The organism is Yersinia hibernica (assembly GCF_004124235.1).
Classification (GTDB): Bacteria; Pseudomonadota; Gammaproteobacteria; order Enterobacterales; family Enterobacteriaceae; genus Yersinia; species Yersinia hibernica.
Genome location: NZ_CP032487.1, coordinates 4,032,957 through 4,056,123, shown reverse-complemented (window position 1 = coordinate 4,056,123; position 23,167 = coordinate 4,032,957). Strand labels below are relative to the sequence as shown.

Genomic DNA, 23,167 nt, shown 5'->3' with positions numbered 1-23,167 from the left:
ACCCTTGTTAAGCATAAAAACTAAAAGCGCCCCTTCGGTATCACCAACGGCGTATGTGAAACCGGATCATCAATAATTAAACACGGCATGCCAAAGACTTGCTCGACCAATTCGGCGGTGATCACTTCGCGTGGTTTGCCTTGTGTCACGACCTGCCCATCGCGCATGGCGATAATATGGGTGGCGTAGCGGCAAGCATGGTTAAGATCATGCAGAACGGCCACTAACGTATGATTATGCTGCTGATTAAGACTGCTGAATAATTCAAGTAAATCAATTTGATGGGCGATATCCAGATAGGTGGTCGGTTCATCTAACAGCAACAAGGGAGTTTGCTGCGCCAGTACCATCGCTATCCATACTCGTTGGCGCTGCCCACCGGAGAGGGCATCCACTGACCTATCCGCCAATTCGCTGACACCGGTGGCTTGCATGGCATGACTGACCGCCAGTTTGTCGGCTGATGTCCATTGTTGTAGCAGTTTCTGATGGGGATAGCGGCCACGCGCCACTAAATCCAGCACACTGATACCATCAGGTGCTTGCGAGCTTTGCGGCAATAAGCCCAAATGGCGGGCGACATGTCGAGTATTGAGGCTGGCAATGTTTTTGCCATCTAAAATCACCTCGCCGGCTTGCGGTTTCAACAAGCGGCTCAAGGCGCGCAACAGTGTTGACTTGCCACAGGCGTTGGGGCCGACAATCACCGTAAACTCGCCATCCGGAATGGAGACATTCAGGTTTTCGCTAATTATCTTGCCGTCATAGCCCAATGTCAGGGCTTGAGCCTGCAAGCGAGATGTCGGTGAGGTAGCGGAGCTAACATTACTCATGATCGTCCGGACTCCCGGATTAAAAGCCAAATAAGATACAGACCGCCGATGCTGATAGTGACCACACCGACGGGCAATTGATTCGGTGAAAACAGGTGCTGGGCGCACAAATCCGCGGCTATCAGTAATAACGCCCCCATTAGCGCCGATGCGGTCAGCGTCACAGACGATGTCCCTGACAGGCGCTTTGCAATCTGGGGGGCGGCCAAGGCAATAAAGGAAATTGGCCCGGCGGCGGCGGTGACTGCGGCCATCAAAATAACGCCGATAGCCATCAGACCCAAACGGGTTTTTTCGACCGGAACCCCCAAGGCTCCCGCCGCGTCGTCGCCCATTTCTAACAGTGGCATACGGCGGCTCAGCAACATGGCAAGCACGGTGGCAATAATGATAAACATCACCGACGGCAGGCCTTTCGCCCACGTCAGGCCATTGAGTGAACCGGCACCCCAGGCGGCGGCTGTCATGGCGGCCTCCAATGATGCAGTGATGGTCAGCCAAGTATTAAATGCCGTTAACATCGCGCCAATGGCGATACCGACAATAATCAGCCGGAAGCCCTGAATCCCTTGGCGGTAAGCCAAAAGATACACCGCGATGGCGGACAGTAATCCGCCCCCCAGTGCGCTGCTGGCAATCTCAACATAGTTGCCGTTGAACACGGTGATGGCCACCAGTGCCCCCGTATACGCCCCAGCATTAAAGCCGATAATGTCGGGGCTGCCTAATGGGTTACGCACTAATGACTGAAATATTGCGCCACTGACCCCCAGCGCCGCACCGAAAATCAGTGCCATTACCGCGCGCGGTAATCGCCATTGGTTAACAATAATATCCACCGCGCCGCTAGCGTGGCCGAATAAGGCGGTAAATACTTGCCCCAGAGATAATGGCATTGTACCGACCATTAATGCCAACATGGCAGCCAATAGGCAGGCCAGCAGGAGTAAAGCGCCGACAATCAAGCTACGTGGCGGGATGCGCAGATTTATCGGGCCATCAGGGCGGCCCAATTGCCACGCTGGAGTGGCAGATTTCATAATGCGGTCATCCTTTTGTTACGGCGCACTAGCCAGATCAATAAGGGAGCGCCAATAAATGCCGTCACCACGGAAACGCGCAATTCGCCTGGAACCAGGAAGCGGCCAACAATGTCTGAAACCAATAGCAAAATTGGAGTCATTACCATCGTGAATGGGAGGATCCAGCATTGATTCGGCCCAACAATCCAGCGCGCAATATGCGGCACCATCAAGCCCACAAAGGCGATAGGGCCAACGGCGGCGGTGGCGGCTCCACACAGTAACGTCACCGTAACTACCGCCCAGAATTGGGTCTGAGCAATGCGAGCGCCAATCGCGGCGGCTAAATCTTCGCCCATATGCATGGCATTGAGTGGGCGTGCCAGCAGTAAGGCAATCACACAACCGAGAAGAATGGCCGGCGCTACCGCCGTCACCACTGACATATTGCGGATATCTAGCGACCCGGCTTGCCAGAAGCGGACACTGTCGTAGACCTGCGGGTGGGTCAGGGATATGCCCGAAGAAATCCCCATCAACACCGCCCCGATAGCCACGCCAGAGAGTGTCAAGCGCAAAGGATTAACGCGCCCTGCGCCCAGAGTTCCCACCCAATACACCACCAAAGTGGTGAGCATCGCCCCGATAAAGGCCGAGAACATATAGCCATGAATGGCATGCACGCCGAACACGGTTATCCCTATGACGACCGCAAAACTGGCCCCGGCATTGACTCCCAGAATCCCGGGGTCGGCCAGTGGGTTGCGGGTCAGAGCTTGGATAACAGCCCCTGATAACCCCAGCGCCGCACCGGCGAGTACGCCAATTAAGGTGCGCGGCAGGCGTGACTCCAATATTAAGATGCTATCGGCGTTACCCTGCTGGCCTAGCAAACTTTGCCAGACGACGGCAAAGGGAATGGCTTTTGCACCGAACATCAAGCTGGCGGCCATCACGAGCATCAATACCATCATGCTGAGTAAGAGCAAAAGCCCACGACGGGGCGGCGTACTTGCACGGGCAATGGGGGCTAACGGTCGCAATGTGGGTGAAGATGGGGGTTGGGGGGCCATTTTGGGCATTGTCACTCTTTTTAACAAATGCTGATTTTATGAATGATTTTTGTTATCGTTTTGATTATCATTACTATTTAATTGATGTATGTTAACACGACTTATTATGCTAATGCATCGGCAAAATTCTCTCCCTGACAAGATTTATGTTCTCTTTATCACCATGGCAGGTAATTACAACCTACATTAACGGATTAAACAATCATGGCAAAATTGCCAATTCTTTTAGATTTCAGCCTATTAAAAGATAATGCTAACTTTCGTGCAGTATTTTTTGCCCGTTTTATTTCGATATTAGGGCTGGGAATGCTCACTGTTGCAGTGCCGGTACAGATACAAATGATGACCGGATCCACCTTGCTGGTGGGGCTGGCTGTCACTTTGGATGGCGTAGGGATGTTTATTGGCCTACTGCTGGGCGGCGTATTAGCGGACAGACTTGATCGCCGAAAACTGATTTTATTTGCCCGTTTTACCTGCGGCTTAGGTTTTATTGGCTTAAGTATCAATGCTTTCTCTGCGGTCCCTTCACTGTGGGTATTGTATATATTAGCCGCTTGGGATGGTTTTTTTGGCGCACTCGGTATGACGGCATTGATGGCGGCAACGCCCTCATTGGTCGGGCGGGAAAACTTGGCGGCCGCGGGGGGGTTAAGCATGCTGACAGTGCGTCTTGGCTCGGTGATTTCCCCGGCAATTGGCGGCCTGGTCATTGTCTATGGTGGGGTCGGTTGGAACTATGGCATTGCTGCGGTGGGGACGATGTTAACATTGCTACCGCTGTTGAGCTTGCCTTCAATGAAACCAACCACAAGCCAACACGAACACCCTTTGCGCGCCTTGGCGACCGGGGTTTTATTCGTATTGCAGCATAAAATCGTGGGGTCCGTGGTGCTGCTGGGGACATTAGTTAGCATGATTGGCGCTATTCGCATTTTGTTCCCGGCCTTGGCGCAGAGTACCTATCATGTGGGGGTGTCGCAGATTGGTTTGATGTATTCCGTGGTGCCGCTCGGGGCGGCGATTGGCGCGTTTACCAGTGGTTGGGTCAATCAGGTTCGGCGGCCCGGCATGGTGTTGATGTACAGTTCAATTGCGGCCTTTCTCGCCATTGGCACGTTGGGGCTGACACATAATTTCTATCTGGCATTGCCCGGTTTGTTGCTATACGGCTATCTGGGGTCTATCAGTGGGTTGCTGCAATATACCTTGGTGCAAACTCATACACCGGATGCTTTATTAGGGCGGGTCAACAGTCTGTGGAATGTGCAGTTTGTTACCGGTGAATCATTTGGTGCCTTGGGATTAGGTGTCTTGGCGAGAGTGATGACCCCAGCGCTCAGTGCCTTGACCTTCGGCATGGCCGCAGCGGCCATCGGCGGTGTTATTGCCACCTGTGGTGTCACACTACGTCGGGCGACCATGGGGGATGAGGTTGCTGATGAGGGTAATGAGATGGATAAAACTGATGAGATTGTGGATTAGATAGGACCAACTTAAGTGGCCCGTGACGGCGGTTAAAACTTAGTCTGCGAATAAACTCATCGACATCAGGGCCATCACTATGGTCCTGATGTCATCCCACACTGATACTTTATAAAACATAATATTATTAAGGTTTTGTCTTAAACATCCCCTCAATCCGTGCCAACAAATTACTCGCACTGTAATAATCCAACCGGAATGTATCATAGCCAGCGGCATACACTCGCTGGTGCTCAATGGCCGGGATGTGAGCTAAAAACTTATTACTTTTCAGTGCGTCAATTGCTGGTTGGTCGCCGGAAAAGAGCAAGATAGCCTCGCCATTCAGGCCCTCAGCCAGCTTCTCACCACCCAGTTGGATGATATCCTTGCGGTGCCCCATGCTGGTATTGCCCTTCACCGCATCAGGGATTTGCGCCAGTGTGAAGCCCAACTCCTGCAGCAATTTTCCTTGCGCGGAATGCTCGGTCCACAAATTGGCAGTGCTGCCCGCAGCTTGATAGACAAACGCCGAAATAGGTTGCGGTGGCAGCGTAATGTTCTGCTTTACCTCATTGAGTCGATTGGTGAATTTCTCAATGACTTGCTGAGCGCCGGCCTCATGCCCGGTTGCTTGCCCCAGCACGACAGCTAACTCTTGCCAACTTTTATCATCATAATTGATTACCAGAGTCGGGGCGATCGCTGACAGTTGGTCATACAACTTCAATGCCGAATCACCGCCTGTGGCAGAAATAATAATTAAATCTGGATTCATGCCCGCGACCGCTTCTGCATTGGGCTCGGTGTGGTACATCGGCACCAGCTTTTTGGCCTGTGCAATATCTGACCATTGGGTAAAGAAACCTTGATTATCCGCCACGGTGGTATTAGGCACCGTCGCCCCACTGGCAATCACCGGAGCATCAATAGCCAGCAAGGTGCCGGTGATGGTGATACTTGTGGACACTATCCGCGTTGGTTGATGGGTTAGTGTCACCGGGCCTTTGGCCGTTTCTACTGTGCGAGTCCATGCTGTTGCGTTTTCATTATTGGAGGATGGCGCTTGTTCACCCGTAGTTTCTTCTGCGGGTTTACAGCCGGACAAGCAGAAAATAAGGCCAAAAGTTACCAAGCCCATCAATATTGAACGCGATGCTTTAGGTTGAAGGTGACTGATATAAAAGGACATAACGGCATTTTCTCTTTCTGTTTTAAGCCCACAAACTGGCGGGGATATATAAGTAAGTTTTATCAGTAATATCTTTACATTGATTGACAATGTGAATGCATAGTCGTAATTTACCACGCAAGAAAAGGAATGATAGTAATTATCATTACTATTTACATCGCAGTGGAGGTTTTTGTGCGATACAGCAACTCTGAAGAACATGGCAGCTCTGAAGAAATGCCCATTAATTCGCCGTTTTCAGCCGTACCCTCAACATTTTTATTTACTTCAAGACACCAGAGTATCAAAACTCAAGGTATCTTCGAGCGAATTACTCAAGCAGCACAAGACCGTGCTGGTCATGACAATTCACTACAGTCGGCACTGCAAGCGGCACTTTCGCGCGCCCGGGATGCCGGGCAACAACAGCCTATCATCGTCGGGGCAATACCTTTTGATACCCGTCAGCCATCGTGCTTATTTATACCAGAAAGTTATCAAGTTTGTGACCGCCAAACTTTGGTGAATGCCGCGAGAGTCAAAAGTGGCAGGGCCGTGACGAGCCGCGCCATACGCAGCCTGCCGGATGAAAATGAATTCAAACATATTGTCGCCGAGGCTGTTGCTGCATGTCAGCGCGGAGTCATCCATAAAGTTGTTCTTTCCCGCATTCTGGAAATTGATACTGATACCCCGGTTGATAGTGATCAGGTTATGAATCAGTTACTGATCCAAAACCACACTGCACATCATTTCCGAGTTCCCCTTGCTGATGGCGGTGTCTTGCTGGGGGCCAGCCCTGAATTATTGGTTCGTAAGCATCTGGCCGGAGTGTATACCAACCCGCTGGCAGGGTCTGCGAAACGCCAAATCGACCCACAGCACGACGTGGATATCAGTCTGGCATTATTGGATTCCGAGAAAGACCAATATGAGCACCGGCTGGTTATTGATGAAATTCGCCGCTTGCTTACACCTTATTGCACTCATCTGCACATTCCGGCGCAGCCTTCATTAATTAACACCGCTGCATTGTGGCACCTATCCTCCGCCATCAGTGGCGAGTTGGAGAACCCGCAAACGCGAGTCTTGGAGCTGGCGAATCTGCTACACCCCACCCCGGCATTGTGTGGATTACCGACACAAAAAGCCCGCCGGCTAATTCAGCAACTCGAGCCTTTTGAGCGGGGGTTATTCAGCGGAATTGTGGGGTGGTGTGATGAACAGGGGAATGGCGAATGGGCGGTGATTATCCGTTGCGCCACTGTACACCCAACGCAAGTGCGGTTATTTGCCGGAGCAGGCATTGTTGATGCGTCGCAACCCGCCGCGGAGTGGGCAGAAACTGAAGCCAAATTGGGCACCATGCTCAATGCTATTGCCATCACCCCCCAGGAGCGCTGCTATGAGTATTGAATTTACCCGCTGGCCGGAGGCGTTTGCTCGCCGCTATCGTGAGAAAGGGTATTGGAGTTCTCAGCCGATGACTGAGATTTTGTCTCGCCAATGCCAGATACGGCCCGCGGCGACGGCCATCATCTGCGGTGAACGCCATATTAGTTATGCGCAGTTTGAGCAAGCGGCACAGCGGTTGGCTGTGCGCTTAACGCAGTTGGGCTTGCGCTGCGGTGATACGGCGTTGGTTCAACTGCCCAATAGTGCTGAATTCTATCTGGTTTATTTCGCACTGTTAAAAATCGGTGTGGCGCCAGTCAATGCACTGTTTAGCCATAATCGTTTGGAATTAAATGCTTATATTGAACAAATCCAGCCGCGTTTACTGATTGCACATGCCAGTCATAACCTGTTTGCCGCCGGGGACTATTGCGCTCAGCTACAGCAAAAAATGCCGATGCTGGAGTTCGTTATCATGGCGGGAAAGACGGACTATGCCCAGCCGCTGGAAGATTTGCTGTATAGCGAAGAGGGATTAGATAAGCAAACTGACGAATTTCACCCGTCAGCGGCGGATGAAGTGGCCTTTTTCCAGCTTTCTGGTGGCAGCACCGGTACACCAAAATTGATCCCGCGAACACACAATGACTATTACTACAGTGTGCGTGCCAGCGCGGAAATCTGTCAGCTTGATGAGCACACCCGCTACCTTTGCGCCTTGCCGGCGGCTCATAATTATCCGCTCAGCTCACCGGGGGCACTCGGGGTCTTTTACGCCGGCGGCTGTGTGGTACTGGCGCCAGACCCCAGTGCCATGAGCTGTTTTCCGCTGATTAAGCGCCATCAAATCACATTTACCTCTTTGGTTCCGCCGGCTGTCGCCCTGTGGTTACAAGCCGCGGAGCATTTTGCCGCTGATTTGGCCAGTTTGCAGGTCTTGCAAGTGGGGGGAGCAAAACTCAGTGAGTCACTGGCGCGGCGTATTCCACAGGTATTGGGCTGCCAGTTACAACAGGTACTGGGCATGGCGGAGGGATTGGTGAATTACACTCGCTTTGGTGACAGTGACCATTTGGTGTTTACCACCCAAGGGCGACCTATCAGTGAGGATGATGAAATCAAAGTGGTTGATAGTGATGGGTTACCTGTGGCTATTGGCGAGGTTGGTGCACTGGTGACTCGCGGCCCCTATACCTTCCGTGGCTATTATCGCAGCCCAGCGCATAATGCCAATGCCTTTGATAATGAAGGTTTTTATCATTCAGGTGATTTGGTGCAGATGACGACAGAGGGCTATTTGCGGGTGGTTGGGCGGGAAAAGGATCAGATTAACCGCGGCGGTGAAAAGATTGCTGCAGAAGAGATTGAAAACCTGCTGGTGGCTCATGACGACATCATTCATGCGGCATTGGTTTCTATGCCAGACGAAATGATGGGGGAGAAAAGCTGCGCTTTTATTGTTGGTACGAATGCCAATCTAAGGCCAGTAGCCCTACGTAAATATCTGCGTGAGATGGGGGTGGCTGATTTTAAGTTACCTGACCGCTTTGAAATGGTTACCCGCCTGCCGGTTACCCCGGTCGGCAAGATAGATAAAAAGCGGTTGCGCCAGGATATTCAAGACCGCCTCAGTACACTCAGTAAATAAGGATTTTATGATGACTATCCCTGTTCTTCCTGCTTACGAACTCCCTAAAGTGGGGCAATTTCCTGCCAATAAAGTGAATTGGCAGTTTAATCCGAGCCGCGCGCTGCTGCTTATCCATGATATGCAGGACTATTTTGTGAGTTTCTATGGTGAAAATAACCCGTTGATACAGCAGGTTATCGCGAATATTGTGGCGCTGAGGAATGAATGTAAGCAGCAGGGAATTCCGGTGATTTATACCGCTCAACCCAATCATCAAAGTACTGCAGATCGCGCATTACTCAATGATATGTGGGGCGCGGGTTTGAATAATCATCCGGCTAAACAGCGGGTGGTGTCAGAGCTGACACCGGATGCGGATGATAAAGTGCTGGTTAAATGGCGTTACAGCGCATTTTACCGCTCGCCATTACGCCAAATCATGGCCGACAGGGGCCGTGATCAGTTGGTTATCTGCGGCATTTATGGCCATATTGGCTGCCTGACAACAGCTACAGATGCTTTTATGCAAGATATTCAACCATTTATGGTCGCCGATGCTATTGCCGATTTCTCGCTTGAAGAGCATTTGATGGCACTTAAGTATGTCGCTACCCGCAGTGGTCGGGTTATTTTTACTGATGATATTGTCACGAACAGGAACGAAAACACATTACTTTTCAGCAAAAATCAGCTTAAACAGCAATTACTGGCTCTGATTGATGAAAGCGCCCAAGATTTCGACGAAGACGAAAATCTGATAGACTATGGCTTGAGTTCGGTGCATATCATGGCGCTGGCAACCCAATGGCGTCAGCAAGGTATTGAGTTGAGTTTTATCGAGTTGGCGAAGAGCCCCAGTCTGAATGGGTGGTGGCAATTGCTGGAGCCGCAACTTAGTGTGCAGAGCAAAAATGCTGCCCTGGCGAGGGCTGAATAATGGCTGACAGTCAGGTGCCATCCGGTGAAAATAGCCATGCAGCCCATCAAGTTGCGCAGATGGATTTTAGCGGTAAACGCGTGTGGGTGACGGGGGCCGGGCAAGGGATTGGCTATCAGATTGCTTGCCAGTTTGTCGCACAAGGAGCTGAGGTGGTGGGGCTGGATAAAGCATTTGCGCCGACTCAGTCTTATCCTTTCACCACAGTTTTGCTGGATATTAGCCACCCACAGCAAGTAGCACTGGTGTGCCAGCATTTATTGAGTGAGACGCCACGTCTTGATGTGCTGGTCAATGGTGCTGGAATTTTGCATATGGCGGAGACCGAAGCGCTGAGTCTGAAAGATTGGCAACAGTGCTTTAATGTGAATGTTTTTGGCGCATTTTATTTATTGCGCCAATTAATTCCCCAGTTCAAACAGCAGCGATTTGGCGCCGTCGTCACTATTGGTTCTAATGCAGCCCATGCACCGCGCATGAGAATGTCTGCTTATTGTGCTTCTAAAGCGGCATTAACCAGCTTCAGCCATTGTGTTGGCTTGGAGTTAGCGCCGTACGGCGTGCGTTGTAATCTGGTTTCGCCCGGTTCTACGGATACCCCGATGCAGCGCGGTATGTGGCACAGCGCAGATGCTGAGCAGCAGACGATTGCCGGTTTTCCTCAGCAATATAAATTGGGTATCCCGTTAGGGAAAATTGCCACGCCGCAGGAAATCGCCAACACCGTGGTATTTTTAGCTTCAGATTTAGCCAGCCACATCACAATGCAAGATATTGTGGTCGACGGCGGTGCCACACTGTCAGCCTGATTGGCCATGTTTGAGCTATAAACTCCTCTTTTTGCTACCCCATAACAGTCAGTTTTCGTGGTTATGGGGTCAGTCGCCCAGTTATCTCTCCCCTGTATTGCTATCAATGCTGACTTATTACTGGCCGCTCTCCGCATCAGTGTTATTTTTCGTGAATATAATTTAACTTTAAATCATTTAAAAACAATAAGTTATGATTTTTAACATTCACATTTGTTAATTATTGTGATTTCAATCGCATTTACTCACCCGCTTATCCCTTAGATTTAACTTTAATAAACATTAAATAACTAAAATTAACATTTGACTGTAATGCCCGCAGCCGTAGTTGACAGGGTTATGGCTGACCTCTTCCCCGCGAATAATGACAATATGAGGCTCTACTATGTCTGAATCATCCAGCGAACCTTTAGTGATACCAAAGGTGCTACCGGAGGAAAATCATGCTTACCGTAAGGCGGCGTGGCATATTTTACCTTTACTGATGCTGTGCTACATCGTCGCCTATCTGGATCGGGTGAATGTGGGTTTCGCTAAGTTGCAAATGGCTGATGACTTACAATTCTCTGATGCGGTGTATGGTTTTGGTGCGGGTATCTTCTTTGTTGCTTACTTCTTTCTGGAAATTCCCAGTAACCTGATGTTGCATCGCGTGGGGGCGCGGTTGTGGATTGCGCGCATCATGATAACTTGGGGCATTATCTCTGCGGGCATGGCTTTTGTTACCACGCCGATGTCATTTTACATCATGCGCTGCTTGTTGGGCATTGCCGAGGCCGGCTTCTACCCGGGGGTCATTCTATATATCTCTTATTGGTTCCCGACTAACCGCCGTGGCCGGATGTATGCTTTATTTGCCACTGCCGTTCCCTTATCAGGGGTGATCGGCGCACCGCTATCTGGCTGGATAATGGATGCCTTTAATGGGTTCCACGGCTATGCCGGTTGGCAATGGATGTTTATTCTGGAAGGTATCCCCTCCGTATTGATCGGTATTTTGGTGATTTTTAAACTGACAGACCGCATTGGCCATGCCAAGTGGCTCAGTGACGATGAGAAAAAAATCTTACAAACCAATATCGATAATGACACTCAACACCATGTTCATAGCAGCCTGAAAGATATTTTCCTGCAACCACGAGTCTGGTTACTAACCCTGATTTATTTCTGCCTGATTGCCGGTTTTTACACCATTGGCTTCTGGTTGCCAACATTGATTAAAGACAGCGGCGTGACCGATATTTTGTCGATTGGCCTGTTAAGTGCCATCCCCTATGCCGCGGCTGCGTTGACCATGATTGTGGTATCACGCAGTGCGGACCGCTTGCGGGAACGCCGTTGGCATCTGGCATTAACCGCCACATTGGGTGGCATTGGAATGATTATCTCAGCCAGTTTCAGTGACAACATCATCATCGCCATGATTGGATTAACCATGGGCGCGATGGGAGCCCTCAGCACTTTGCCACTGTTTTGGAGCTTACCGACGGCATTTCTGGGCGGTACGGCCGCTGCTGCAGGTATTGCACTGATTAACTCTTGGGGCAATCTGGCCGGTTTCGCCGCACCTTATATGATGGGTTACCTGAAAGACCTGACTCAAAGCACCACCATCGGGATGTTGATTATTTCCACCATGCTATTTATAGGGGCGGGGCTGGTCTTTTTGGTTCCGGCCAAAACAGTTAACCGCTAACCGCGCAGATAAAAGGACAAAACAATGAACATAATGGTAACAGGCGCTGCTGGCTTTCTGGGGCGTCGATTAATTGAACGTTTACTGACTCTGGATTATCTGACGGACAGCCAAGGCCAGCAGCGCAGAATCAATAAAATAGTTGCTTGCGATGTGATGCCGCTAAGTGCAATAGCTGATGAGCGGGTACAGGTCTTTTGTGGTGATATCGCCGATTCACACTGGCTGGAAAGTGTTTTTGACGCGCAGATTGACACTATTTTCCATTTGGCGGCGGTGGTTTCCAGCCAAGCAGAAGAGGAATTTGAGCTGGGAATGCGCATCAACTTTGATGCTACTCGCGGTTTGCTGGAGCGGGCGCGTCAGCTGGGGCACTGCCCTAAAGTGATTATGACCAGTTCAGTGGCTGTATTTGGCGGGGAGTTACCGGCGGTGGTGCCAGATGAGCAGGTTTGGGCGCCACAAAGTTCCTATGGGACGCAAAAAGCATTGAATGATTTGCTGCTGGCCGATTATAGCCGGCGCGGATTTGTTGATGGCCGTAGCCTAAGAATGCCGACTATTGTGGTTCGTCCTGGCAAGCCCAATCGTGCCGCCTCCAGCTTTGCCAGCGGTATTATTCGCGAGCCATTACAGGGGGTTGCGACAATTTGTCCAGTTAGCCCGCAAACACTTTTGTGGCTATTATCGCCAAAGATGGCGATTAACAACTTGATCCACGGTCATCAACTGGATGCCAGTCAGCTTAAGTCTGGACGGGTCATTAATCTGCCTGGTTTATCTGTTAGTGTGCAGCAGATGATTGATGCATTACGGCGCATTGCGGGGGAGGAAGTGGTTGGTTTCATTAAAATTCAGCAAGACCCACTCATTGAAAAAATTGTCAATTCTTGGCCCGGAAATTTCTCAGCGCATTATGCCAAAACCTTAGGTTTCAGCAGTGATAAAGATTTCGACAGTATCATTAACGATTTTATTCTCGGTGAGTTATCTCATCGGGGAAGTTGAGTGGCGCTGATAACCAGCTTAACACTGCCAGGTGCTCGGCACTTGGCAGTAATGTAATGAATAAAAAGATTATTGACCCCGCGCTAAATTATTGTTCAAAAAAACGTCAAAGAGATCTATCCCAATAAATAGATAAATTCTGCTGTATATCAAACCTGATAGTTTAATATGAATTTTTGTTAGGATTTTATTTATCTCGCCGAATCTTATTTAATAAGGTATTTAATTCTGCTGTGGCAACGGAGGGGCATAATCTCTCTGTAATTAAATTAATTGATTTGCTTATAATTCCTCATTTCATTTGATAGTCGATATTGTATTTATATTCAAAGTAAATACATATCTGGTGAAAAAACTGAAATTTACTAATGATTTATTGCATCAAATGTAGCGATGCTTGTTTACATTTTAATAGATGAAATCAATCGGTTAGTTATTATTGATCGGCGATATTGATCTTTTGTATTGGTTTTATGCTATTTTATGGTTTAATCCTGATAATCAGCTTGTTCCCTGCATAAATTATCAGCGATAAACACCTTGAAATCTCAAGGAAATAAACTAAAAAAATAAAACACAAGGGTATTCCCGTGAATTTTCTAAAACATATCACCATCAGGATGGCGTTATTATCTATTCTTGTTGTATTTTTGTTACTCTGGGGAGGTATTTCAACCTTTACATTATTTTCACTTAACCAATTAACACATTCTCTTCACCTGAGTTCAGAACAACAGAAAAACGTTAATATTATTAATCGCGGCAATGACCAGTATTTTCGGGTCGTCACTCGTTTAAGTCGGGCGGCTGCTTATCGCCAAAATGGCGCTATGGCAGATGCTGATCGTGAATTAGCCTCCGCAGGTGTTGCGCTGAAAAATACACAAGAAGCATTGCAGAAATTTAAGCTGCAATCTCATGAGGAAATGGATTCGTTACTGACGGAAAAAACCATCCAAAGCTGGACAACACTATTGGACAAAGGCATTGAGCCAATGGTTAAGGCGGTGGCTGAAAAGCGATTTGATGACTATAACCGCATGTTTAACACTGAATATCCTGTTTTAAGCCGTGAGTTTGGCTCCACAATCGAGAAATACAATTCGGCGGTTGATCAATCAACGGAGGCTGCCAGTTTACGCATTGAGTCTCTGGTCACGTGGTGTGAGCGGGCGCTACTGGCTGCATTAATCGCCGGTATTATTATTTTGGTCTTAACTGATCGCTATATTGTCAGTTATTTGGTGCGGCCTCTGGATTCAATTAAGTTGCATTTTAAACGTTTAGCGGAAGGGCAATTAGGCCGGCCGATGGCTGAATTTGGCCGTAACTGTGTTGGACAATTAATCCCCTACCTAAGAGAAATGCAAAATAGCTTAGTGAATACTGTATCGACTATTCGTAATAGCACTGATGCGATTTATACCGGTGCAGGGGAAATAGCAGCAGGAAATGCCGATCTTTCTTCACGTACTGAGCAGCAAGCTGCGGCATTAGAGGAAACTGCGGCCAGCATGGAGCAATTGAATGCCACCGTAAAACAGAATGCCGAAAATGCTCACCAGGCCAGTAAATTGGCGGAGAATGCCTCCGCAACAGCACAAGATGGCGGGCGTATTGTCAATGATGTTGTGGCGACCATGAGCAGTATTACTGAAAGTTCTCGTCGTATCGCCGATATTATCGGGGTGATAAACAGTATTGCATTCCAAACCAATATTCTGGCACTAAACGCGGCAGTTGAAGCAGCAAGAGCTGGTGAGCAAGGGCGTGGTTTTGCCGTCGTCGCCAGTGAAGTCCGCAATTTAGCTCAGCGTAGTGCGCAGGCCGCCAAGGAAATTGAAGGACTTATCAGTGAATCAGTATCTCGCGTGAACATGGGGTCGCAACAAGTTGCCAAAGCGGGAGATACCATGAACAGCATTGTTCAGGCGGTGACGAATGTAACTGATATCATGGGGGAAATAGCATCTGCCTCTGATGAACAAAGCCGTGGGATTGGTCAAATTGGCCAAGCTGTAGCAGAAATGGATGGCGTCACCCAGCAAAATGCATCCTTAGTACAAGAATCTGCCGCGGCGGCGGCCTCATTAGAGGAGCAGGCTCGCCAGCTAACTGAAGCTGTTGCTGTTTTTCATCTCACAGACAATCCCCAAGCGGCTTAAGCAGGGCGAAAAGAGAGTTTAACTGTTAGAAATAAAATATTTTTATCGGATTACTAGAAATAAACCATCAGATACTCAGCATCATCTGGTGGTTTTTTTATTGCTCCTTACAGATTTTTAGCCATAGAAGCGGGCATGATAATGATGCTTACCACTCTCTAATCCCCATCACTTCACTGACTTTGGATTTGTTCTGTCACCACAGTGACAGTTTTTGAACTCGGAATATCTCCCTTACTTTAATCTCATTAGTTCTGAAAAAAGTCAGGCCATTGCAACTTAACTGAGTGGGGAGAATAAGAAAAGTAATGCCATATCTCTTATAACCATCTAACCAAAGCCCGAGATGCTATGTTCTGCATAGCCAGTAGGTAAATTAAATATACCGAGATAACCATATGACTTTAAAGTGTTAATCTTTTTAATTTTTATTTAATTATTTTATCTTTAATCGAATGTTTATAGTCGATTACCCATGATTTATATCACCATCTTATGGCTTGGGGTAATAACTTTTGAAAACCTTATATTTAAGTGTTTAAGGCTGTCTTTTAAGTGTCATATCAGTGATTTTTGTACGTAGGGTATTAACTTTATTATTGCCGAGGGGGACATTATTATGGTGTTGTTGACTAAAAATGAATATGGCTTTGTGGCTAATTCACCCGCCAGTGTGAGTGTATTTACCCTCGCACGCCGGGTGGCAAAATTTAATGTTCCAGTATTAATTACGGGGGAGACAGGAACCGGTAAAGAGTGTATCGCAAAGTATATTCATCAGAAAGCGTTGGGCGATAATACACCTTATGTGGCGGTTAACTGTGCCGCTATCCCTGAGAGTATGCTGGAGGCAATATTATTCGGTTATGAAAAAGGTGCCTTTACTGGCGCGGTGAGTAGTGTGGTCGGAAAATTTGAACAGGCTAATGGTGGGACGTTATTACTCGATGAAATAGGTGATATGCCATTAACGTTGCAAGTTAAGTTGCTTCGTGTATTACAAGAGCAAGAAGTGGAACGTTTAGGCAGTAATAAGCGTATCCCTCTAGATATTAGAATGATTGCTTCAACCAATAAAGATCTGAACGTTGAAATCACTGAAGGGCGATTTCGTCAGGATCTTTATTATAGACTATCAGTTTTCCCTATTAATATTTCTCCTTTGCGTGAAAGACCGGAGGACATTATGCCGTTAGTAAAAGAATTTTTTTATAAATATCAGGATTTTTCGGATGTGAAAATAAATATCACACCACAAGCACAAAGTGCACTTCAGAAATATCCTTGGCCCGGTAATGTACGCGAATTAGAAAATGTTATTCAGCGAGGCATTATTATGAGTAATAATGGGGTGGTCGATATTTCTCATTTGGGATTAGTAGCACCTTATGACAGCGCATCCACTGGCAATGTATTGGCAGGAAATAAACGTATATTTTCTTCATCTAATTCTCAGCCTATGAATAATGACAGTAATATTAAATTACATGGACGCCTCGCCCAGTACCAATATATTGCAGATTTACTACAACGACATAGAGGCAGCAAGTCCAAAACCGCCGAATTTTTAGGTATTACACCCAGGGCATTGCGATATCGACTGGCTAATATGCGGGAAGAAGGTATCGACATTGAGTATTATGCATAGGGGGGCGGTTTTCCGCTCTTTTTTCTCACCATCTCTTTGTTAATTAGATTATTGATTTATTGTTTGCTATGACGCTAATGGCAAATTGCTGTGGCAAGTTACTTATTTATCATATAGAGCATGTTTTTTTAAACACTGATTAAGATTCTGTTTGTCCTGTAGAGATAGCTGTGAATCAAGCAATTGCAAAACACGAGTATTGCTATACATCCCCAAGTTTTGTTCGACTGCCTGACTGTTGAAAGTGGTTTGCTGCTGATAGACAATATAACTGCCAGCGACACCTATGATGAGAATTGACAGCAACAGCAAACTTATGGCCCAGCGGCTGAAAAGAGGGCGCTGTTTGGCCGCAATTTCTAGGGGGGGACCCTCAGGTGTTGAGAGAGTCTGGTTGTTGACTGGATTGATATTTTTCGCCGCAATAGCAAGATTTTCTGATGGTGCTTCAGAGATAAGTAGTGGCTTTTTACTTAAAGGGAATATCGGGCTGACCTCCTGCTCGTCATTCGCTTTGGTATCCGCAATTCGCTGCGCAGAATGCACAACTTTCTGAGTTGTCGCCAGCGTACCGGGCAATTGCTCTCCGCTATCCTCGACAATTTCGCAAAAACTCGGGTCTAGCGAATAACCCATTTTCGGGATGGTTTGGATAATGCGTTGTTGCTTATTTTTGTCGCCAAGTACTAACCGTAGGGTGTGAATAGCATTCGGCAAACTATTATTGCCAATGACACGGCGTTGCCGGTCGTGCCGCAGATTTAGTGGTAATGGTTAATTGTCAGATACCATCCGATGATCTTATCGTGCATTTCTTCTGATTTTGAGAAGCAGATAGTCTTGCGGGCTAACCGTTTGAGATGGGTTCGCAAGTTCAGATTATGTCGCTCTATCCTCTGGGTGTATTTCTTGCTGATAACATGACTGGTTGAGGACAATAAAGTGCGGTATACCGGCCAGGCATCGGTCATGTAGAAGGCAATGCTAAACTGGCTCAGCAAAACCAGAAGACGCTTTAATGTCAAAGCATTTCGCGGGCCAAATACATGGGCGATAACGCGCTTTCGGATGCGGTCATAGGCATAAAACAGCCAGCGTTGATTGCCTTTACAGCGGACATATGACCACTGCTCATCGGCTTCACAGCAGATAACCACCTCTGCGCTAGGCTCTACGTTTTGCGCTACCTGGTGCGGCGTAAGTTTTTTAGATGACGCAGAACGGTATTGAGGCTTATCCGTAGAACCCGTGCTGTATCGCGGCATCCGGAGCCGTTCATCGCCATATCAACGATGGCCTGATGGGTTTCGGGTTTAGCTCCGTTGTAGCGATAGCTGAGCTGGAAGGTCTTCAGGCATTGGTTACAGCGATAGAGCTGCGCCCCTGAGCCGGAGTGGCCGTTTCGGATAACCCCATGAGTTTCAGAACAGCGAGGACAAACCACATCAATCTTTGCCATCAATCATCCAAAGGGTAAAGAGTACACCAACACTAAGTTTGCGTCACGACCGCGTTGCCAGACTAAACTCGTTATCTCATCACGGGATAATATTTTACCCGCATGCTGCAGTAGCGCAGTGAGCAATTTTAACTGATACTCGCCAAGTCGCTTTGTTTCTCCTGTGTTTCTGTGAGTCATAAATCCAGAATTCAGGTCGATTAAGTAGCCATTAATTATATATGTTTTTCTTGTCATTTTTATTTGTAGATGGTTTTAATTTACGCTAGGAGCATGGTTTATGGGAAATAAAATTCTCAATGCTCAGGGATATACACAATGGCATCAATATTTCGTTGATCGATGAAACAGAAATTAAGAACGTATACGAGACACTGCCCTAAAAATGAGTTTCAAGTCGCCGTGAGTAGGTGATTCGGGTAAGTAAACGCGGCTATTATTCTTGCAACTTCAAGTAAGGAAGATAAGATGTTTTCAGTATATTTCATTGCATAATTCGATGATTTTTAGTTTTTTTTTTTTGCGAGAGGTTATTTTTTAACTAAGATCATGTCGTATTATCCATGACCTCATTCAAGCAGGATAAATAGTCAATTTATTCATTTTGACATTTTTACCATCATGATTTTTATACATTATTCTATAATGTACTGAAGTAAAATAATCTTGTTATTCTATTGGTCGCGGAAAAAGTGAAATTCTTTACCTGTTTTTAAAATTAATAATAACTGACTGAAATGGAATGCTAATTTATTCTTCCGTCGTGTCATCCAGATTCTTCCGCCGATCGGAAGATCTGTTTCCCCTTAATAGTTTAATTCAATATATATCAGTGAATTAAAGTTGGCACGGCAATTGCTGAAATAAAATGACAGAACCAAACTAATCACGGGATAAAGGACTATTTATGAATACAGAGAAAAAAACATTTCCTTTGAAAAGAGGGGGATTATTTTTGTTAATTCCGCTGATGGTGGTAATGACGATACTCGCGCGAGATGTTATTGGGGATGAACGAAAAACTGAGCCAGTGGCTGCCAGCAAATCGTTTATTCGTGGTAACAAAGCGGTCCAGTTTGTTGAGATTGATAACATGATTATCACTCTGAAAGACAGTAAAAATGAGCGCTATCTACAATTGGAGTTAGGGGTTGCCACCGGGGATGATAATGATATTAAGGCCGTCGTTTCCATGGGGCTGGTTATTCGCGCTGCCACCATAAACTTACTTTCACATATGGATTATCAAGCTGTACGTCGTACTTCAATTGCTGATTTACGCCAACAACTGATGAGTGAATATAAGAAAGACTTTGAAAAATTAAATGTGCCGATGCCATTTGACGATGTGATTATCAGCCGGATGCTCTTCCAATAATCACTATGGTGATATTAACAAGAACCTCGCGCACTCTCCTTCCGGTAGAAGAGGGAAGTTCTGTTCAGCATATTTGCCACTGCATGCTCTGTGGCGAGCTCGCAGAGAATGTGGTGAAATAGGCCTCGAAGGAAGTTTACCCACTCAGGGAAATAGGCTATTACTGTTTGTCTTACTCTGCTGATGCTCCGCAAAAATGAAAATAGAAAAGCTGGAAGAATATCCCCACTTAGTCCCGGAAATAGCTCAAATGTTGCAGGAGGAGTGGTCTGATTTAACCCGCTGGTCTTGCGCTGGCGAGATTAATGAGCGGCTGGCGCTGCGTAATTTAGGGTTAAATAAGGAATTTACTTTATTAACTCTGGCTGACAATGGGTGTGTCTCGGGAACCGTGAGCGTGATGCTGTACGAATTAGATGATATTCAGGAACGGCAGTATTGGTTAGGCGAGGTTTTTACCTCGCCAACTTATCGTGGGCAAGGTATTGCCACGGCGCTGGTTAATGCTGGCATCGAACAGTGTCGGCAATTTGGTATTACACATCTTTATCTCTACACGCCGGATCAGCAAGCGCTGTACCGCAAGTTGGGGTGGCAAGAAATAGAACAGAGAAAGGTTTCTGGCGAGTGGGTTTCGGTAATGCAATTTATCTTAAGCTCTTGAGGTAGCCGAATGCTAATAATAGCTACGCATTCGCATTACGAATGCGTAGCTGAAAAAATTAGCGTGGAGTGATGGTGACGGTATTGCCATTGGTGGCAATAGTCACGCGCTGACCGGCATGGAACTGAGTTACCCCTTGTGCTTGTACCACCAGGAAAGTGGTTCCGTTATCACGGCGAACTTCCAGTTCAACTCCGTTACTGCGATTCATCATGCTCTGGACTTGTTGACCAACAACACCGCCGGCAACGGCCCCCGCAGCGGTGCCCAGACGCCGGCCTGTACCTCCGCCAATGGTGTTACCGAGGAAACCACCGACCACCGCCCCGCCGACGGCTCCCGCGATGTTATTTCCATCACCGCCCTGAATAGTGACCGGGCGTACCGAAACCAGAGTACCGTAAGTGACAGTTTGGGCTTGCCCAGCCTGAGAACTGCTGAACGTATCACCCGAAAGGGTATTATTATTTGCGCAGCCACTGAGTGTGGCGACGGCGATAGCAACAACAATGAATGGCTTAATCATAGCGACCCCTTTTAGCGCATAACCGGTTGAATATTGACCGGTAAATAAATCATAGCACGACTCATTTACCAATAACTTGATTTATATACAAAATATACAATTAACTAAGATTTACGGCTTATTCCTTACACTGTAGGGGGCTGGTAAATACAAATTTGAGGTGAAGACATGGGACTGCAAGCACCATTTTCGGCCTGATATACCCAGAAATAGGTGTGTTTATGGCTGGGGATTATCAGTCGCAGCTTCTGGCGATCCATTTTGTAACATTAGGATTTATCATTAGAAATAGCAAAGTAGGGTGTTTAAATCTTCAATCTGAATGAAACTGATAGAAATCTGATTGATTGCCGGATTTAACAATTCATATTGGGTGTATTGGCTAAATTAATTATTAATCACGTTGGGTGATTTATATTGCCGAATCTTCTCTGTTTTACTTTTTATAAAATGGCAAGGTAAGAGTTAATTGTTAATAGATTTTAGGCAGGCGGAAGGGCTGGGAAAAATGTTAAATTAATCATTTTAAGTCAGTGATAGATTGAAATGGAGCTGGCTGGAGCCTGTTTTTTGTATAGGTTTTTGCCTCTAACAGAGCGCGGAGCTAAGCGCCAGTCGTGGCAAGGGAAGCGCTGATATCAGAGGGCAATTTTAGCTGCACAATTTCGGCATTTTTAATGGCGAATTAAGGTTTATTATTCATCAGTATGATTGAATAGTTGCTCAATTCCTCATTTCATATTTAAGTTATATAGAATTTTCATTCCTCTTTAAATAACTAAAGTTAGTAATATATAATTAAAGTTATTGCATTAATTGAGTGTGCGTGGTTAATGATATTCAATTTCATCTGCATCCACCACATTGTCATCTGACAGATTTTCTATCTTCTAGCAAATGAAATATTTTGCTGAAACGGTTTTAGTTCACAGATATTTCCCCCACACCAACTCAATCAATTATCCATTGATAAAGATCAACTTAATTAAAGTCCTAGAGTTACAAACTATTAACAGAAAATCTTTTACCTTTCAAAGTGCAGGTGTGTTTGCTGCCTTCTTTCTTTGCATTTTGAATTTTATTGGATACAAAACCATTCTTTTTATAAGGGTATGCCCGTTGTTCGTCTCGGGTATGTGAACAATAGAATAATAATGACAGGGGAAAAAACATGCTTTCCCAGCATGGCGTTAACCGTCGTGATTTTATGAAGCTCTGTGCAGCATTGGCTGCCACCATGGGTCTCAGCAGCAAGGCCGCTGCTGAAATTGCCAACACCGTGGCCTCGCCCCAGCGCCCTCCGGTTATTTGGATTGGTGCTCAGGAGTGCACCGGTTGTACCGAATCACTGTTACGTTCAACCCACCCAACTATTGAGAATTTATTGCTCAGTGTTATTTCCATGGAATATCACGAAGTGCTTTCTGCTGCATTTGGCGAGCAAGCGGAGGAAAATAAGCACCGGGCTATTGAGCAATATAAAGGGAAATATGTGTTAGTGGTGGACGGCTCTATTCCACTGAAACATGGTGGAATTTACTGCATGGTGGCCGGTAAACCTATTGTCGAGCATATCCGTGAAGCTGCAGAACATGCCGCGGCTATTATTGCCATTGGCTCATGTTCAGCTTGGGGCGGCGTGCCTGCCACTGGCGGTAATCCGACCGGCGCGGTCAGCCTGCAAGAGGCGCTGCCGGGCAAAACGGTGATTAATATTCCCGGCTGCCCGCCCAACCCGCATAACTTCCTGGCAACAGTGGCCCATATTATTACTTTCCAGCGCCCACCGGCATTGGATGCTAAAAACCGCCCGACCTTTGCCTATGGCCGTTTGATTCATGAAAACTGCGAACGCCGGCCACACTTTGATGCCGGGCGCTTTGCCCGTCAGTTTGGTGATGAAGGTCATCGGCAGGGCTGGTGTCTTTATCATCTTGGCTGTAAAGGGCCGGAAACCTATGGCAACTGCCCGACGCTGGAATTCTGTGATATCGGCGGAGGCATCTGGCCGGTCGGTATTGGCCACCCTTGTTATGGCTGTAATGAAGAAGGCATCGGTTTTACTAAAGGTATTGCCCAACTGGCGAATGTTGAGAACCCGACGCCACGTGCTGAAAAACCGCTGATTCACAACCCTGAGGGCGGTGATATCTCGACTACCGCGACGGCGTTACTCGGCGGTGTGGTCGGATTGGTCGCCGGTGTCAGTCTGATGACGGTGCGAGAGCTGGGGCGGCAACAGAAACAGCGCCGCAAAGATGACGATCACTCATCGCGGGAGGAATAGCC

At 47.1% G+C, this 23,167-nt stretch carries 19 protein-coding genes and 1 pseudogene; 12 read left to right on the top strand and 8 right to left on the bottom strand.

The window, feature by feature from the left end; all coding sequences use genetic code 11:
• Window positions 1–20 precede the first annotated feature (20 nt).
• From D5F51_RS19090 to fepD, 3 genes are read right to left on the bottom strand one after another with little or no spacing between them, the layout of a single operon-like run.
• A complete protein-coding gene (locus D5F51_RS19090) occupies window positions 21–833 on the bottom strand; it encodes an ABC transporter ATP-binding protein (protein ID WP_162301793.1) in 813 nt (270 codons plus the stop codon).
• Entirely contained in the window at window positions 830–1,873 is a 1,044-nt protein-coding gene (gene fepG, locus D5F51_RS19085) for an iron-enterobactin ABC transporter permease (protein WP_129198511.1), read from the bottom strand. Before fepG ends, D5F51_RS19090 begins: the two co-directional genes overlap by 4 nt.
• Window positions 1,870–2,937, bottom strand: coding sequence for a Fe(3+)-siderophore ABC transporter permease (fepD, locus tag D5F51_RS19080; RefSeq protein ID WP_129198509.1), 1,068 nt, complete (start codon window positions 2,935–2,937; stop codon window positions 1,870–1,872). Before fepD ends, fepG begins: the two co-directional genes overlap by 4 nt.
• Before the next feature lie 195 nt (window positions 2,938–3,132).
• Between fepD and entS the strand changes: the two genes are divergently transcribed.
• Window positions 3,133–4,413 (top strand): enterobactin transporter EntS, encoded by a 1,281-nt coding sequence (gene entS, locus D5F51_RS19075; protein ID WP_129198508.1) that lies wholly within the window; start codon window positions 3,133–3,135, stop codon window positions 4,411–4,413.
• A 127-nt stretch (window positions 4,414–4,540) separates the two neighbouring features.
• On the opposite strand, the gene fepB is transcribed toward entS, so the two are convergent.
• The gene (gene fepB, locus D5F51_RS19070) at window positions 4,541–5,533 is read right to left on the bottom strand and encodes a Fe2+-enterobactin ABC transporter substrate-binding protein (RefSeq protein ID WP_391592426.1); all 993 of its coding nucleotides are present in this window, start codon (window positions 5,531–5,533) and stop codon (window positions 4,541–4,543) included.
• Window positions 5,534–5,800: 267 nt separating this feature from the next.
• On the opposite strand from fepB, the gene D5F51_RS19065 reads away from it, so the two are divergent.
• The 8 genes from D5F51_RS19065 to D5F51_RS19030 all read left to right on the top strand — a co-directional run bounded on the left by D5F51_RS19065 (window position 5,801) and on the right by D5F51_RS19030 (window position 16,851).
• Window positions 5,801–6,979: an isochorismate synthase gene (locus tag D5F51_RS19065; RefSeq protein ID WP_129199504.1), complete on the top strand. Its 1,179-nt coding sequence runs from the start codon at window positions 5,801–5,803 to the stop codon at window positions 6,977–6,979.
• Window positions 6,969–8,606, top strand: a complete 1,638-nt coding sequence (locus D5F51_RS19060) for a (2,3-dihydroxybenzoyl)adenylate synthase (RefSeq protein WP_025376949.1) — start codon at window positions 6,969–6,971, stop codon at window positions 8,604–8,606. The genes D5F51_RS19065 and D5F51_RS19060 overlap by 11 nt, the downstream gene beginning before the upstream one ends.
• 10 nt (window positions 8,607–8,616) lie before the next feature.
• Window positions 8,617–9,525 (top strand): isochorismatase family protein, encoded by a 909-nt coding sequence (locus D5F51_RS19055; protein ID WP_129199502.1) that lies wholly within the window; start codon window positions 8,617–8,619, stop codon window positions 9,523–9,525.
• A complete protein-coding gene (dhbA, locus tag D5F51_RS19050) occupies window positions 9,525–10,334 on the top strand; it encodes a 2,3-dihydro-2,3-dihydroxybenzoate dehydrogenase (RefSeq protein ID WP_245994845.1) in 810 nt (269 codons plus the stop codon). The genes D5F51_RS19055 and dhbA overlap by 1 nt, the downstream gene beginning before the upstream one ends.
• A 385-nt stretch (window positions 10,335–10,719) precedes the next feature.
• On the top strand, window positions 10,720–12,030 hold the full coding sequence (locus tag D5F51_RS19045) for an MFS transporter (RefSeq protein ID WP_129198504.1): 1,311 nt from the start codon (window positions 10,720–10,722) through the stop codon (window positions 12,028–12,030).
• A gap of 24 nt (window positions 12,031–12,054) precedes the next feature.
• Entirely contained in the window at window positions 12,055–13,038 is a 984-nt protein-coding gene (denD, locus tag D5F51_RS19040) for a D-erythronate dehydrogenase (protein ID WP_129198502.1), read from the top strand.
• 590 nt (window positions 13,039–13,628) lie between these two features.
• Window positions 13,629–15,203, top strand: coding sequence for a methyl-accepting chemotaxis protein (locus D5F51_RS19035; protein WP_129198500.1), 1,575 nt, complete (start codon window positions 13,629–13,631; stop codon window positions 15,201–15,203).
• Between the two features lie 619 nt (window positions 15,204–15,822).
• On the top strand, window positions 15,823–16,851 hold the full coding sequence (locus tag D5F51_RS19030; protein ID WP_129198498.1) for a sigma-54 interaction domain-containing protein: 1,029 nt from the start codon (window positions 15,823–15,825) through the stop codon (window positions 16,849–16,851).
• A gap of 102 nt (window positions 16,852–16,953) precedes the next feature.
• On the opposite strand, the gene D5F51_RS22840 is transcribed toward D5F51_RS19030, so the two are convergent.
• The 3 genes from D5F51_RS22840 to D5F51_RS19015 all read right to left on the bottom strand — a co-directional run bounded on the left by D5F51_RS22840 (window position 16,954) and on the right by D5F51_RS19015 (window position 18,547).
• Complete coding sequence (locus tag D5F51_RS22840; RefSeq protein ID WP_245994842.1) at window positions 16,954–17,568, bottom strand: hypothetical protein; 615 nt, start codon at window positions 17,566–17,568, stop codon at window positions 16,954–16,956.
• A gap of 44 nt (window positions 17,569–17,612) precedes the next feature.
• Window positions 17,613–18,310 (bottom strand): IS1 family transposase gene (locus D5F51_RS19020; RefSeq protein ID WP_100273935.1). Its coding sequence is split into 2 segments (ribosomal slippage): window positions 17,613–18,052 and window positions 18,052–18,310, totalling 699 coding nucleotides; the frame shifts between segments, so codons are not numbered across the junction.
• 3 nt (window positions 18,311–18,313) lie between these two features.
• Window positions 18,314–18,547: a winged helix-turn-helix domain-containing protein gene (locus D5F51_RS19015; RefSeq protein WP_129198496.1), complete on the bottom strand. Its 234-nt coding sequence runs from the start codon at window positions 18,545–18,547 to the stop codon at window positions 18,314–18,316.
• Window positions 18,548–19,289: 742 nt separating this feature from the next.
• On the opposite strand from D5F51_RS19015, the gene D5F51_RS19010 reads away from it, so the two are divergent.
• Both D5F51_RS19010 and D5F51_RS19005 read left to right on the top strand, forming a co-directional pair.
• The gene (locus D5F51_RS19010; RefSeq protein ID WP_391592425.1) at window positions 19,290–19,688 is read left to right on the top strand and encodes a flagellar basal body-associated FliL family protein; all 399 of its coding nucleotides are present in this window, start codon (window positions 19,290–19,292) and stop codon (window positions 19,686–19,688) included.
• 196 nt (window positions 19,689–19,884) lie between these two features.
• A complete protein-coding gene (locus D5F51_RS19005; RefSeq protein WP_025376917.1) occupies window positions 19,885–20,352 on the top strand; it encodes a GNAT family N-acetyltransferase in 468 nt (155 codons plus the stop codon).
• 58 nt (window positions 20,353–20,410) lie between these two features.
• Here the strand turns inward: D5F51_RS19005 and D5F51_RS19000 are convergent, their stop codons facing one another.
• Entirely contained in the window at window positions 20,411–20,878 is a 468-nt protein-coding gene (locus D5F51_RS19000; RefSeq protein ID WP_025376918.1) for an outer membrane lipoprotein, read from the bottom strand.
• A 1,154-nt stretch (window positions 20,879–22,032) separates the two neighbouring features.
• On the opposite strand from D5F51_RS19000, the pseudogene hybO reads away from it, so the two are divergent.
• Window positions 22,033–23,165, top strand: a pseudogene (gene hybO, locus D5F51_RS18995) (hydrogenase 2 small subunit).
• Window positions 23,166–23,167 lie beyond the last annotated feature (2 nt).